We start from the raw sequence: 12530 nt of genomic DNA, 5'->3' as shown, positions 1-12530 counted from the left end.
GCTCCTCGGAGGTGGACGGAGGCCCGTCAACGGTATACGGTCCAGGATAGTGGTATACCGTTAACGGCGGGGACCGTGAGGAAAGGACCGACACCATGACCGACCTCCTGTTGCGCGACGCCCGGCTCTGGGGCCGCGACAGACGCACCGACGTGCTCGTCAAGGACGGCCGCATCGCCGCACTCGGCGACTCGCTCGAAGCCGAAGGCGCCCAGGTGGAGGACCTCGACGGCGCCGTCGTCGTCCCCGGCCTCGTCGACTCCCACGCCCACGTCGACAAGACCCTCTGGGGCGGCCCCTGGGTCCCCCGCACCGCGGGCCCCGGCCTCGCCGCCGCCATCGCGTACGGCCGCGACCGCCGCGCCGAGTTCGGCGTCCCCAACCCCGACTTCATCACCGCCCTCCTCACCAACATGGTCGCCTCCGGCACCACCCACGCGCGCTCGCACGTCGACATCGACCCCGGCATCGGCATCGGCGCCGTCGACGCCGTCCTCGAAGGCGTGCTGCGCCTCGAAGGCCGTATCGACGTCGAACTCGTCGCCTTCCCCCAGACCGGCATCCTCGTCAGCCCCGGCACCGCCGAACTCCTCGAAGAGGCCCTCAAAGCCGGCGTCAAGTCCATCGGCGGCATCGACCCCGCCGGGTTCGACCTCGACGCCGAGACCCACCTCGACCTCGTCTTCGCGCTGGCCGCGCAGTACGGCGCCGAGATCGACATCCACCTCCACGACGGCGGCGACCTCGGCATCCGCGAATTCGACCTCATCATCGAGCGCACCCGCGCCCTCGGATACGCGGGCAAAGTGGTCATCAGCCACGCCTTCGCCCTCTGCGACGCCGACGACGCCACCCGCGAGCGCCTCATCGCCGACCTCGCCGAACTCAGGATCGGCCTGACCTCCGTGGCGCCCAAGAAGATCCTGCCGCTGCGCGAGCTCGACGCCGCGGGCGTCACCATGGGCATCGGCAACGACGGCGTGCGCGACCTGTGGAGCCCCTACGGCACCGGCGACATGCTCCAGCGCACCCAGTGGTTCGCCCGCAACGCCGGGTTCAGCCGCGACGCCGACATCGAACTGGCCCTTGAGGCCGCCACCTTCGGCGGCGCGCGCCTGCTCAAGATCGACGGCTACGGCCTCGCGGTCGGCGACACCGCCGACCTGGTCGCCGTGCCCGGCCGCACGCCTTCGGAAGCGGTCCTGGAGCACCGCCCGCGCACGCTCGTGGTCAAGAGCGGCCGCGTGGTCGCCCGGAACGGCTCACTCGTCTAGCGCTTCCCCTAGCGCCACTTGATGCCGCAGCCCATCGACGGGTAGTGCGGCTCGGGCACCGGCTCGCCCTTGCGGACCCGCTCGATCGCCGACGCCAGGTACTCCCCGGTGACGGGCACGCCGTTGCCGGGGGTCGAGCCGTCGAACGCGCCGCGGTAGGCGAGCTTGCGGTCCGGGCCGTACAGGAAGAAGTCGGGGGTGCAGACCGCGTTGTAGGCGCGGGCGACCTCCTGCGACTCGTCGATCAGGTACGGGAACGCCCACTGGGCGCGCACGACCTGCTCGGCGAGCCCCGCCGGGCCGTCCTCGGGGTGCGAGGCGGTGTCGTTGGAGCAGACGGCGACCGTGTCGAGGTCGGCCTGGCCCGCGGTGAACGCGCCGAAGGCCTGCTCGATGTGGCGCACATAGGGGCAGTGGTTGCAGACGAAGGCGATCAGCAGCGCGGGCGCCTCGAAGCCTTCGAGCGACCGCACCTCGCCGTCGAGGTCCGGAAGGGAGAAGTCCGGCGCGGCCGTGCCGAGCGGGACCATGGACGAGTTGAGGGCCACGGGAAATCGCACTCCAGAGCTAGGCGGTGGGTTCCATCGTAGAGATTGGAGTGCCCGGGCTCAACCGTCGCAAAACGAAAAGGCGGCGGGGCCCCGGGCCAGGTAGTCGGGACCCCGCCGCGGGCCGCCCGTCTACCCCACTTCGGCGGACGGCCTCCTGGTGATGGCGGCGAAGTCGCTTGTCGAGCAGGCTTGGAAGCTCGCCGCCGCGCCATTACCGGGCGTTGGAATAAGCCTAGAACCACCCAATCGACTTGCGAAGTCAAAAACCCGACAAGTGCAGACATTGTCATTCGTGCATGGAACGGGGTGGTGGGGAGGGGAGTGCGGTCCCGGAGTCACTCCCCAGTGGACGAATCTTCTTCGTCTTGCACTGATTCCCGTTGTGCCGGTGGGTATACCCGCGACGACACCTCGACCTGCGCTATCCGCCGCAGCGCCTCGAAGATCGCGTCGCCGAGTACGGTCCCCACGACCATCGCCTCCAGAATCTCGTCGCGGTCGCTCCGCATCTGGAGCAGCGCAAGGTCGAACTCAGCGACGATCTCGGCCGCCCGCGCGTACTCGCCGGTCATGTCGACCATGTCCGCGAGTCCGAGCTCCCGCAGCCGTCCGATCGCGTCCGCGAGCGTCCAGACGTAGCCGTGCTCCAGTGGAACCGCGTTCCAGCCGCGGCCGCGGACGATCGCCTTCGCGGTCTCGACGTCGACCGCCGCGGGCTCCTCGGCCGGGACCTTGTGCTGCGACAGGGCCCGGCTGGCGACGCCGAGAGTGGAGTCCAGGTCCCGGCGCGGGTCCTCGATCTCGGTGAGCACCTCGCGGACCTTCGCGATCGGGACCGACCCGACCTCGACCATCGCCCGCACCAGCCGCAGCCGCCGCACGTGCTCCTCGCCGTACTCGACCTGGTTGTGGCCGCGGCGCTCGCCGCCGGAGAGCAGGCCCTCGCGCACGTAGTACTTGATGGTGGCCGCAGGGACCCCGGTCCTGGCGCTGAGCTCTCCGATTCGCATGGGTCTTTCTTACCCGAAGCGGCGTTGACTCCGGCTCGTCTCAAGTGATAGTTTCACTATCGATAGTGAAACTCACACCAGGAGACACCCCCATGACCGCCACCCTCGGGCGTCCGCCCGCCGCCCGCAAAGGCCGGGCCGCCGTGCTGATCGTCGCGATCCTCAGCGTCGCGATCGTCCTGTACGCCGTGCCCGCCTACCTCGTGCCCGACGTCGACTCCCGCGTCGGCATCCGCGAGGACGTGCCGTTCCACCTCCCGTTTCTCGTCGTCCACGCCGCCACCGCCGGGATCGCGCTGCTCGTGGGCCCGTTCCAGTTCTTCGCGTCGATCCGCGGCAACCACCCGAAGGTCCACCGGATCCTCGGCCGCACCTACCTCCTCGCGGGGGTCCTGCCCGCCAGCCTGAGCGGGATCGTCGTCGCGTTCCTCACCACCGCCGGGCCGATCCCCATGGCGACCTTCGTGCTGCTCGACGTGTGGTGGTTCTACTCGGCGCTGCGCGCCTACCGCGCGGTGCGCGCGCGGGACTTCGCGTCGCACCAGGAGTGGATGCTGCGGAACTTCGCGGCGACCTTCGCCGCGGTCAACTTGCGGGTCTACCTGGGCCTGTTCATCGCACTCCAGCTGCCGCTGCTCGACGGGTACTACGGCGGGGACTTCGAGCCGCTGTTCGACACCGCCTACACTTCGGCGGTCGTCTCCTCGATCGTGCTCAACGTGGTATTCATGGAAATCTACTTGCGGCGCAAGCGGAACCGGAGCAACGTCGTTGTGAGCACGGCCGAGGCCTGACCACGAGGGAGCAGCATGGGCAGCGAAGCGTACGAGATCTCCACCGACCCCGACCGGCTCGACCGCGACTGGGTCCACCAGGTCATCTCCACGGACACGTACTGGGCGAAGGGCCGCACCCGCGAGGACATGGACCGCGCGATCGACCACTCGCTCCCGTACGGCGTCTACGGGCCCGGCGGGCAGGTCGCGTTCGGGCGGCTCGTGACCGACCGGACCTACTTCGCGTGGCTCAGCGACGTGTTCGTGGACCGCTCCGTGCGCGGGCAGGGGATCAGCAAACTGCTCATGACGCGGATCGTCGCCGATGCCGAGGAGATGGGCCTCAAGCGGATCCTCCTCGCCACCGGCGACGCGCAGGGCCTCTACCGGCAGTTCGGGTTCGACGACATCGGCGACGACTACTCGTGGATGTACCGGGTCTGGGACGCGCGGCCCTAACGCCTTCGCAGGGTGTCCGAGCACTCGCCGGTCCATGATCGGCGGACGGGCGTCGCACGGGCGCGCTAGGCTGGTGCGTCCCGAATTCGAGCGAGGAGCGCCGTGTCCCAGGAACCAGGCCCCGCCGACGCACGCCCGGCGGAGGACGTCGACACGTCCCACGCCGTGCCCGATCCCGACCCTTCCAGCACGCCCGAGCAGGAGATCGCGATCGAGCAGGCGTTCGTCGACCGCGTCTACGGCCGGGTCGACGTGCTCCGCGGCGAAGCCGAAGGCAACCGCGAGTCCGGCTACGCCCACCTCGCCGCCACCGTGCCCGGCGCGCGCTATGAGCGCGACGTCTTCGTGTACCAGGCCGCCCGCCGCATCGCCGACCTCGACTCGCAACACGAAGGGCTCGTGTTCGGGCGGCTCGACTTCGACGACGGGAAGGTCCGCCACATCGGACGCCTCGGCGTGCGCGACGAGGAGTACCGCACGCTCCTGGTCGACTGGCGCGCCCCCGCCGCCGCCCCGTTCTACCGCGCGACCGCCGTCGACCGCCAGGAGGTGGCCCGGCGGCGCGTCATCCGCTCGTTCGGCCGCTCGGTCGAGGAGATCAGCGACGACCTGCTCAACGAGGACGCCGCCGACCGCCTGCCCGTGATCGGCGACGGCGCGCTCATGGCCGCCTTGGGCCGCAAGCGGACCGGGCGGATGCGCGACATCGTCGCGACCATCCAGGCCGAGCAGGACGCCGCGATCCGCGCGCCCGGGCGCGGCGCCACGATCATCACCGGCGGGCCCGGCACCGGCAAGACGGTCGTCGCCCTGCACCGCGCCGCGTACCTGCTGTACCAGGACCGCAGCCGCTACGAGGCCGCGGGCATCCTCGTCGTCGGCCCTTCCGCGGTGTTCATGAAGTACATCGGCCGCGTCCTCCCCAGCCTCGGCGAGGAGACCGCCGCCCTGTACTCCCTCGGCGAGCTGTACGCCGGGGTCGAGGCCACCCGCCAGGACCTGCCGCAGGTCGCGGCCGTCAAGGGCGGCACCGTCATGCTGCCGATCCTGCGCCGCCTGGTCCGCCAGACCCCGCCCGACGCGCCCGACGAGCTGCGCATGGTCTACCGCGGCGACGTGTTCCGCCTCGACGCAGCCGACCTCGCCGCCGCCCGCGCCCGCGTCTTCGAGAAGGAGCCGCGCCCCAACCTCGCCAAGACCGAGGCGGGCCGGGCGCTCCTCATCGCCCTGTGGCGCAAGATCAAACCGGTGATCCCCGACGCCGAGCCCGCGAAGTTCTCGCGCGACGTGGGCTCGCGCGGCGAGTTCCTCACCTTCCTCGACCACTGGTGGCCCGACCTCGACCCCGCCGAGGTCCTCGGCTGGGCCGGCGACCCGCGCCGCCTCGCGTCCGCCGCCGAAGGGCACCTCAAGCACGAGTCCGTGGAGGCCGTCGCCGCGTCGCTGCGCGAGACCGACTTCTCCATCCCCGACGTGGCGCTCCTCGACGAGCTCCGCATCCTCCTCGGCGTCAAGCCCCAGCCGCGCGGGAGGGACCGCATCCGCTCCTGGGACGGCATCCAGGAGGTCTCGACCGCCCAGGACCGCTTCTACGACCGGCCCGAGCGCCAGGCCCGCGACGCGTTCTACGAGGACTACGCGCACGTCATCGTCGACGAGGCCCAGGACCTCTCGCCCATGCAGTGGCGCATGCTGTCGCGCCGCGGCCGCGCCGCCGGATGGACCATCGTCGGCGACGAGGCCCAGTCGAGCTGGCCGCGCCCCAAGGAATCGGCCGACGCCCGCCGCCGCGCCGTCCCGCGCGGCAAGATCCACGAGTTCCACCTCACGAAGAACTACCGGAACTCCATGGAGGTCTTCGAGTACGCCGCCGAGTGGGCCAAGCCCCGCCTGCGCAACATCGACCTCCCCGAGGCCGTGCGCGAGACCGGCATCCCCGTCGAGTCCAAGTCCGTCGACGCCGACGCGCTCCTCCCCGAGCTCGCCAGCGCCGTCGCCGAAGCCCTCGGCGCCGTCGAAGGCACCGTCGGCGTCATCGCCCCCTACGCCCGCCACGCGGAGCTCGCCGCCGTCGTCACCGACGACCGCGTGACGCTGGTGGGCCCCTTGGAGTCCAAGGGCCTCGAATGGGACGCGGTCATCGCCGTCGACCTCGACGCGGTCGCCGCCGCCCACGGCGCGGGCGTCGCGTACGTGGTCCTCACGCGGGCCACGCAGCGCCTCAAGCGGATCGACCCGCTCTAGACCTGCGCCGGCCGCCGGCGCTTGAGGAACCTGATGACGCCGAGGGTCAGGAGGAGCTGGGCCGCGGCGTAGGTGGACATGACGGCGAGGCCCGCGCCGGGGATGTCGTAGCCCGCGACGCCGAGGCCGAGGACGGTGTCGGAGACGACGAAGAGGAGGCCGCCCCAGCCGAGGGGGTGCTTCAGGGTGTTCCAGAATCCGAGCACTCCGGCGAGGGCGGCCATGCCGACGAGGAGCAGGCTGTAGACCGCGACGGGGGCGGCGAGGGGGCCGAGGCTCGTCCACAGCGCGGTGATGAGCCCGGCCCAGAACGCGAAGTAGCAGATGAGGACGACGCGGCCGCTGTCGAAGTAGCGGAGCGCGTCGAGTTTGATGAACGAGGCGATGTAGAGGACCTGCATGACCGCGAAGAGGCCCATGCCGGTGAGGAACGCGGGCGTGCCGTCGACCAGGAGCGCGATGTCGGCGGCGCAGGCGAACAGCAGGCCCGCCGCGAACAGGCGGGCGACGGTCTGGCCCGGGGCGACGGCGGTGAGCAGGTGGCCGAGGAGCAGGAGCGTCAAGGCGCTCTTGCTGACCCACCTGACGGCGTCCCAGCCGAAGGCGACGGCGAGGAGCTCCACGGCGAGGACTGCGGCGAAGGCCCGGAGCCAGGTGCGGGCGGGGATGCGGGCGAGGGGTTCGGTCATGGACCGGGACGCTACCTGATGCCGCGGGTCAGCCGAGGTTCTGGATGTTGATCGTCTCGCCCTGGACGACGTTGCTCGGGGCGCCGTTGTAGAAGTTGTTCTGGAACGTGACCTGCTGCCCGGCCTGGTTCACCTGCGTCACTTCGATCTTGCGGCCCGCGAGGGATTCGAGCTGCGCGAGGAAGGCGGGGTCGGCGGCGGCGGTCTCCTCGATGGCGGCGGCGAGGTCCTCGACGGGGACGCGGCCGGTCTCGGCGCGCATGAGGACCGCTTCCCGCTCGTCGTCCTTGCCGAACCGCTCCTTGACGAAGCGTCCGGCGGCGACGATGCCGCGGGCCGCCTCCTCGGCGAGCTTCCCGGCTGCGGCGGTGGCGATCGAGACGAGAATCGGATCCATGAGCGTGCCCCTTCGTCGAGTGCACCGCCCAGCTTATTCCTGTGCGGCAACGGCCTCGGCGGTGAGGTTCCAGAGGGTCACGGCGTGGCCGCCGTGCTCGTAGCCGAGGGCGCCGATCGAGGCGGTGTCGATGGTGAAGTCGCGGCCGTCGCGGGGCGGGCGGCCGAGCCAGCGGGCGGCGGCGACGCGCAGGCTGTGGCCGTGGGCGACGAACGCGACGTCGCCTTGGACGAGGAGCGGTTCGGCTTCGGCGAGCGCCCGGTCGAGGCGCTCGGCGACCTGCGCGGGGCTCTCGCCGTCCGGGCCCTTCCCGCCGTCGGTCCACAGCGACCAGTCGGGGTCCGCGGCGGCGATCTCGTCGCTGGTGCGGCCCTCGTAGTCGCCGTACGCCCACTCGGCGAGGTCGGGGATGACGGCGTCGACGTCGAGCCCGGCGAGGTCGGCGGTGACCAGGGCGCGTTTGCGCGGGCTCGACCAGACCGCGGCGAAGCGGCGGCCCGCGAGGAGCGGCGCGAGCGCCTTCGCCTGGGCCGCACCGCGTTCGGTGAGGTCGAGGTCGGTCACGGACGTGTGCTGGCCGGAGGCCGACCAGGTCGTCTCGCCGTGGCGGATGAGCACGATCTCTCCCATGCCCGCCACCCTAACCGCCGGGCGCGGCCGCCACGCGCGTTCAGGCCGCCTCGGCGAGGAACACGCCCATGTAGCCGCGCTCGTCGGTCCAGCACGCCTCGGGCGCGAACCCGGCGGCGCGCAGCTGCGACTCCAGCTCGCCGCGGTGGAACTTCACGGAGATGCCGGTGCGGATCTCCTCGCCGACGTCGAGCGACACCTCCAGGTCCAGGCCCGCGACGGCGACGCGCATCGGCTTCATGGCGCGCAGCCGCATGTCGACCGTGTCGGTCCCGCCGTCCCACAGGGCGACGTGCTCGAAGTGCGCGGGCTCGAAGTCGGCGCCGAGGCGGTGGTTGACGACGTCGAGGATGTTCCGGTTGAACTCGGCGGTGACGCCTGCGGCGTCGTTGTAGGCCGCGAGGATCACCTCCGGGTCCTTGACCAGGTCGGCGCCGACGAGGAACCGGTCCCCGGGGCGCAGGGCCTCGCGCAGGTCCTGGAGGAACCGGCCGCGCTCGGGGCCGGTGAAGTTCCCGAAGGTGCCGCCGAGGAACGCGACGAGGCGCGCGGCCCCGGTGTCGGGCAGCTGGGAGAGGTGGCGGGTGAAGTCGCCGACGATCCCGCCGAGCCGCACGCCGGGGTAGGCCGCCGCCAGCTCCGCGAGCACGTCCCGGACCTCGCCTTCGGCGACGTCGAAGGGCCAGAACGCCTCCAGGCGCCCAGCCGCGGCGAGCGCGTCGAGGACGGGGCGGATCTTCTCGGCGCGGCCCGCGCCCAGCTCGATGACGGAGACCGGGCCGGTGCCGAAGGCGGCGATGCCGACGGCGTTGTCGCGCAGGACGGCGCGCTCGCTGCGGGTCTGGTAGTACTCCGGCTGCCGCGTCAGCTCGCCGAAGAGGCGGGAGCCGCGGCCGTCGTAGTGCAGGCGCATCGGGAGGTGCTTGGGCCGCGAGGTCAGGCCGTGCCCGACGTCGAGGCGCAGCGCGGCGTCGAGGTCGTCCTCGGCGATGCAGATCCGCAGTTCCTGGTGTGGCACGAGTCCAGTTTATGTCGCTCGTGTCCGGGTTTCCGGCGTGTGGACGGCGCGGCTCAGGGCGCGCCGGGGACGGTGCACGCGTGGGCGGCGATCTGGCTCGCGTACCGCAGGGCCGCGGCGACCACCGTGCTGTTGCCCCAGGACGCGAGGCGGTCGAGGCGCATCCAGCCCGCGGAGGTGAGCCAGCCGATGAGGCCCGAGGTGTAGGCGTCGCCTGCGCCGATCGCGTCGACGAGGTCGACGGGCGGCGCGGTGGCCTCGGTGGTGTGGTTGCGGTGGAACGCGACCGACCCGGCGTCGCCGAGGGTGACGACGACGAGGACGGGTCCGAGTTCGAGCCATTCGCGGGCGACCCGGTCGACGGGGACGCCCGGGTAGATCTGGGCGAGGTCGCGTTCGGAGACGCGCACGAGCGTGGACAGGCCCACGAGCCGCTCGGTGCGCTCGCGGACCTTCGCGGCCTCGCCCATGGCGCTGAGGCGGATGTTCGGGTCGAAGGTGATCGGCACGGCGCCGCGGGCGCGGTTGACCCAGTGCTCGATGGCGCGCGCGGAGGGCTCCAGGTACGCGGCGAGGGACCCGAAGTGGACGAGGTCGACCGCGCCAGGGTCGGGCTTGGGCAGGGCCCGGCCCTCCCATGCGAAGTCGGCGGTGCCGGTCGTCCAGTAGTCGTAGTGGGCGGTGCCGTCGCCGTTGACGACGGCGAGGCCGAGCGTCGAGGGCAGGTCGGTGCGCTGGAGCCAGTCGCGGCGCACGCCCGCGGAGATGTGGCGGCGCCACACGCGGCGGCCGAAGTGGTCGCCGCCGACGGAGCCGACGAGCGCGGTGGGGATGCCGCGCCTGGCGAGGGCGACGGCGGTGTTCGCGGGGCCGCCGCCGCAGGTGGGGCGGAGCTCGCCGCCGGGCGCGGGCACGAGGTCGATGACGTTCTCGCCTGCCACGAGGATCAACGGGGGCTCCTTCCGGTCGGGCGCGATGCCGCTGCCCGAAAGGTTATTGCAGTGCCTGGCGGGCCCGGAAGTCGGATTCGCGCCTCGTTGGCGGCGTGCGTCCCGGTTCGGCCGCATCGGGTCCGTGGCGGAGCCGGGCCGGTGCCGGGGTCGAGCCTCGTGGGCCACGCCGCGGCGGGGCGGCTCGGGGCGCCGCGGCGGGGTCGTCCAGGATGGGGGCATGTCCAGCGAAGAGGTCAAGGCCGCTGCAGAGGTCGACATCGAGGCCCTGGCGGCCGCGGAGGCGAACGCCGAGTCCGCGAAGGCCAAGCGGCCCAAGCCGCGGCGGATGCGCGACATGGCGCTGTCGATGGCGGTCCTGCTGGTGCCGCTCGGCCTGTTCTACTGGGCGTGGAGCTGGCTCGCCGAGGACCGGCAGGTGAGCGTGGTCGACACCGCCGAGAACTACGCGACGGCCGCGAGCCTGGGCCTGCCCGCGATCGAGCCGGAGCTGGGGGAGGACTGGAAGCCGATCTCCACGCACCTCGCCGCGGACGGGACCGTGACGACGCTGCGCACCGGCTGGTACTCGCCGGACGGCAACGGCCTCCAGATGTCCGAGACCTCCGGCGACGCGACCGAGGTCGACGAGGGCCTCACCGGCGCCGGGACGCCCGTCGAGTCCGCCGGGATCGAATGGGCCTCCTACGAGCTCGACTCGGGCGAGGCGTGGGTCGCGGTCATCGACGGCGCCACGGTCGTGCTGTCGGCCGAGACCGACGGCACGGCCGACCTCGACGACCTCGCGGCGGGTGTCGCCGCCGCGTCCTAGGACAGGCTCTAGACGCGCGCCGCCCGAAGGGCGTGGGCGGGTGGGCCAAGGGCGTGGGCGGGTGGGCTAGGAGTACTGCCATCCCTAACCCCCACCCACCCGGGGAACGGGTAGCGCCCATCCTTCCGGGCGGGTCCGACAAGAACGGCCTCCCGGGGCCGGAATGTCGCCCGGACGGGCGACCTCCAGCGATCAGTCCTCGTCTTCTCCCGCTTCGGGTTCCGTGCGGGCCTTGAGGCGCTCGCGGGCGCCCTCCAGGTGTGACTGGCAGCGGTCGGCGAGGGCCTCGCCGCGCTCCCAGAGCTTCAGGGACTCCTCCAGGGTCGCCCCGCCCGCCTCCAGCCGCTCCACCGTCGCGACCAGCTCGGCGCGGGCCTCCTCGTACGTCAACCGTTCGTCGCTCACGCGTCGTCCTCCCTCGTGTCCGTTGCCGTCTCGTTCGTCGTCGCCACGACCGCCGCGCGCAGCGAGCCCGCCGCGAGGCGCACTTCCACGGCCTCCCCGGCGTCGGCCGCGTCCCGCAGGACCGCCCCCGACGCCGTGTCCGTGACGATCGCATAACCGCGGTCCAGTGTGGACTGCGGCGAGAGGGTGCGCAGCCGCGCCCGCAGGTGCTCCAGCTCGTCCGCCGACCGCTCCAGCCGCGAATCCACGCGGGACCGCATGCGGTGCACCAGGTTCGCGACCGCCTCCGAGCGGGCCTCCAGCATCGACTCGGGCCTTGCGAGCACCGGCCGCGCGCGCATCGCCGCGAGCGCGTCGGATTCGCGCACGAGCATCGCGTTCAGGGCCTGGCGCAGCCGGGTGCGGCTGATGTTGAGGCCGCGCTGCTCCTCGGCGAGGTCCGGGACCACTTTCTTCCCGGCCTCGGTGGGCGTCGAGGCGCGCCAGTCGGCGACGTAGTCGAGGATCGGCGTGTCCGGCTCGTGCCCGATCGCCGACATCACCGGCGTGACGGCCTCGGCGACGGCCCGGCACAGCGTCTCGTCGGAGAAGGGCAGCAGGTCCTCCATCGAGCCGCCGCCGCGGGCGATGACGATGACCTCGACGTCCGGATCGCGGTCGAGCTCGGCGAGCGCCGCGCACACCTCCGTGACCGCGCGCGGCCCCTGCACGGCGACCTCGCGGACCTCGAAGTCCGCGGACGGGAGGCGGGCCTTCGCGTTCTTCAGCACGTCGCGCATCGCGTCGGAGGCGCGGCCGGTGATGAGCCCGATCCGGTACGGCAGGAACGGCAGCGGCTTCTTCCGGTCGGCCGCGAACAGGCCCTCCGCGGCCAGGAGCTTCTTGAGCCGCTCCAGCCGCGCGAGCAGCTCCCCGAGCCCGACCTGCCGGATCTCGCGCACGTGCAGCGACAGCGACCCGTTCTTGTCCCACCACTGCGCCTGCGCCCGGATGACGACCTGCGCGCCGTCGCGCAGCGGCGGGTCGCACGCGGCGACCGCGCCGGTGAAGTCGACGACCCGCATCGAGACCTCGGCGGACGGGTCGCGCAGCGTCAGGTACACCGTGCGGCCCCGGTGGCTGATCTCGGTGATCTGCCCCTCGGTCCACACCTCCCCGAGCCGCGCCAGCCAGTCGCCGATCTTCTTCGACACGACCCGCAGCGGCCACGGGTTCTCGGCGCTCATCGGCGCGCCCGGTCCGACGGCCGGTGCCTCCCGGCCCTGGGCTGCGCTGCTCTGCTCTGCGGCGGTCACGTGGCCAGAGTAACTGGGGGG

The 12530-nt window shown here is 72.3% G+C and carries 14 protein-coding genes; 5 read left to right on the top strand and 9 right to left on the bottom strand.

Annotated features, from left to right (window positions below; translation table 11 throughout):
* Positions 1–95: 95 nt before the first annotated feature.
* Entirely contained in the window at positions 96–1274 is a 1179-nt protein-coding gene (locus WA640_RS04135; RefSeq protein WP_335986225.1) for an amidohydrolase, read from the top strand.
* Positions 1275–1282: 8 nt separating this feature from the next.
* On the opposite strand, the gene WA640_RS04130 is transcribed toward WA640_RS04135, so the two are convergent.
* Positions 1283–1822 carry a thioredoxin family protein gene (locus WA640_RS04130; RefSeq protein WP_335986222.1) on the bottom strand — a complete coding sequence of 180 codons (540 nt, stop codon included), beginning with the start codon at positions 1820–1822 and terminating at the stop codon, positions 1283–1285.
* Positions 1823–2160: 338 nt separating this feature from the next.
* The gene (locus tag WA640_RS04125) at positions 2161–2835 is read right to left on the bottom strand and encodes a MerR family transcriptional regulator (protein ID WP_335986221.1); all 675 of its coding nucleotides are present in this window, start codon (positions 2833–2835) and stop codon (positions 2161–2163) included.
* Between the two features lie 92 nt (positions 2836–2927).
* Between WA640_RS04125 and WA640_RS04120 the strand changes: the two genes are divergently transcribed.
* The 3 genes from WA640_RS04120 (at position 2928) to WA640_RS04110 (ending at position 6314) form a co-directional block, all read left to right on the top strand.
* On the top strand, positions 2928–3629 hold the full coding sequence (locus WA640_RS04120; RefSeq protein ID WP_335986220.1) for a DUF2306 domain-containing protein: 702 nt from the start codon (positions 2928–2930) through the stop codon (positions 3627–3629).
* A gap of 15 nt (positions 3630–3644) precedes the next feature.
* Positions 3645–4070 (top strand): GNAT family N-acetyltransferase, encoded by a 426-nt coding sequence (locus tag WA640_RS04115; RefSeq protein ID WP_106366117.1) that lies wholly within the window; start codon positions 3645–3647, stop codon positions 4068–4070.
* A 102-nt stretch (positions 4071–4172) separates the two neighbouring features.
* Positions 4173–6314, top strand: a complete 2142-nt coding sequence (locus WA640_RS04110; RefSeq protein WP_335986218.1) for a HelD family protein — start codon at positions 4173–4175, stop codon at positions 6312–6314.
* Here the strand turns inward: WA640_RS04110 and WA640_RS04105 are convergent.
* From WA640_RS04105 to WA640_RS04085, 5 genes are read right to left on the bottom strand one after another with little or no spacing between them, the layout of a single operon-like run.
* Positions 6311–7003, bottom strand: a complete 693-nt coding sequence (locus tag WA640_RS04105; protein ID WP_335986217.1) for a lysoplasmalogenase — start codon at positions 7001–7003, stop codon at positions 6311–6313. The genes WA640_RS04110 and WA640_RS04105 overlap by 4 nt on opposite strands.
* A gap of 28 nt (positions 7004–7031) precedes the next feature.
* Positions 7032–7400 carry a hypothetical protein gene (locus WA640_RS04100; RefSeq protein WP_335986215.1) on the bottom strand — a complete coding sequence of 123 codons (369 nt, stop codon included), beginning with the start codon at positions 7398–7400 and terminating at the stop codon, positions 7032–7034.
* A gap of 33 nt (positions 7401–7433) precedes the next feature.
* A complete protein-coding gene (locus tag WA640_RS04095) occupies positions 7434–8030 on the bottom strand; it encodes a histidine phosphatase family protein (RefSeq protein ID WP_335986212.1) in 597 nt (198 codons plus the stop codon).
* A 40-nt stretch (positions 8031–8070) separates the two neighbouring features.
* Complete coding sequence (egtD, locus tag WA640_RS04090) at positions 8071–9048, bottom strand: L-histidine N(alpha)-methyltransferase (protein ID WP_335986210.1); 978 nt, start codon at positions 9046–9048, stop codon at positions 8071–8073.
* 53 nt (positions 9049–9101) lie between these two features.
* Positions 9102–9989 carry a carbohydrate kinase family protein gene (locus WA640_RS04085; RefSeq protein ID WP_335986535.1) on the bottom strand — a complete coding sequence of 296 codons (888 nt, stop codon included), beginning with the start codon at positions 9987–9989 and terminating at the stop codon, positions 9102–9104.
* A 229-nt stretch (positions 9990–10218) separates the two neighbouring features.
* On the opposite strand from WA640_RS04085, the gene WA640_RS04080 reads away from it, so the two are divergent.
* A complete protein-coding gene (locus WA640_RS04080) occupies positions 10219–10809 on the top strand; it encodes a DUF4245 family protein (protein WP_335986209.1) in 591 nt (196 codons plus the stop codon).
* A gap of 192 nt (positions 10810–11001) precedes the next feature.
* Here WA640_RS04080 and WA640_RS04075 read toward each other — a convergent pair whose 3' ends face one another.
* Both WA640_RS04075 and xseA read right to left on the bottom strand, forming a co-directional pair.
* Positions 11002–11214 carry an exodeoxyribonuclease VII small subunit gene (locus WA640_RS04075; RefSeq protein ID WP_106366123.1) on the bottom strand — a complete coding sequence of 71 codons (213 nt, stop codon included), beginning with the start codon at positions 11212–11214 and terminating at the stop codon, positions 11002–11004.
* Positions 11211–12440 (bottom strand): exodeoxyribonuclease VII large subunit, encoded by a 1230-nt coding sequence (xseA, locus tag WA640_RS04070; RefSeq protein ID WP_442904683.1) that lies wholly within the window; start codon positions 12438–12440, stop codon positions 11211–11213. Before xseA ends, WA640_RS04075 begins: the two co-directional genes overlap by 4 nt.
* Positions 12441–12530 lie beyond the last annotated feature (90 nt).

Source organism: Glycomyces sp. MUSA5-2 (genome assembly GCF_037034145.1).
GTDB lineage: Bacteria > Actinomycetota > Actinomycetes > Mycobacteriales > Micromonosporaceae > Glycomyces > Glycomyces artemisiae.
The sequence above is the reverse complement of the archived record's forward strand: the minus strand, read 5'-3'. Positions and strand labels throughout refer to the sequence as shown.

Coding starts and splice junctions, on each gene's coding strand:
- WA640_RS04125 (WP_335986221.1), bottom strand. CDS start 2,835: ATGCGAATCGGAGAGCTCAGCGCCAGGACCGGGGTCCCTGCGGCCACC.
- WA640_RS04135 (WP_335986225.1), top strand. CDS start 96: ATGACCGACCTCCTGTTGCGCGACGCCCGGCTCTGGGGCCGCGACAGA.
- WA640_RS04080 (WP_335986209.1), top strand. CDS start 10,219: ATGTCCAGCGAAGAGGTCAAGGCCGCTGCAGAGGTCGACATCGAGGCC.
- WA640_RS04100 (WP_335986215.1), bottom strand. CDS start 7,400: ATGGATCCGATTCTCGTCTCGATCGCCACCGCCGCAGCCGGGAAGCTC.
- xseA (WP_442904683.1), bottom strand. CDS start 12,440: ATGAGCGCCGAGAACCCGTGGCCGCTGCGGGTCGTGTCGAAGAAGATC.
- WA640_RS04115 (WP_106366117.1), top strand. CDS start 3,645: ATGGGCAGCGAAGCGTACGAGATCTCCACCGACCCCGACCGGCTCGAC.
- WA640_RS04105 (WP_335986217.1), bottom strand. CDS start 7,003: ATGACCGAACCCCTCGCCCGCATCCCCGCCCGCACCTGGCTCCGGGCC.
- WA640_RS04095 (WP_335986212.1), bottom strand. CDS start 8,030: ATGGGAGAGATCGTGCTCATCCGCCACGGCGAGACGACCTGGTCGGCC.
- WA640_RS04120 (WP_335986220.1), top strand. CDS start 2,928: ATGACCGCCACCCTCGGGCGTCCGCCCGCCGCCCGCAAAGGCCGGGCC.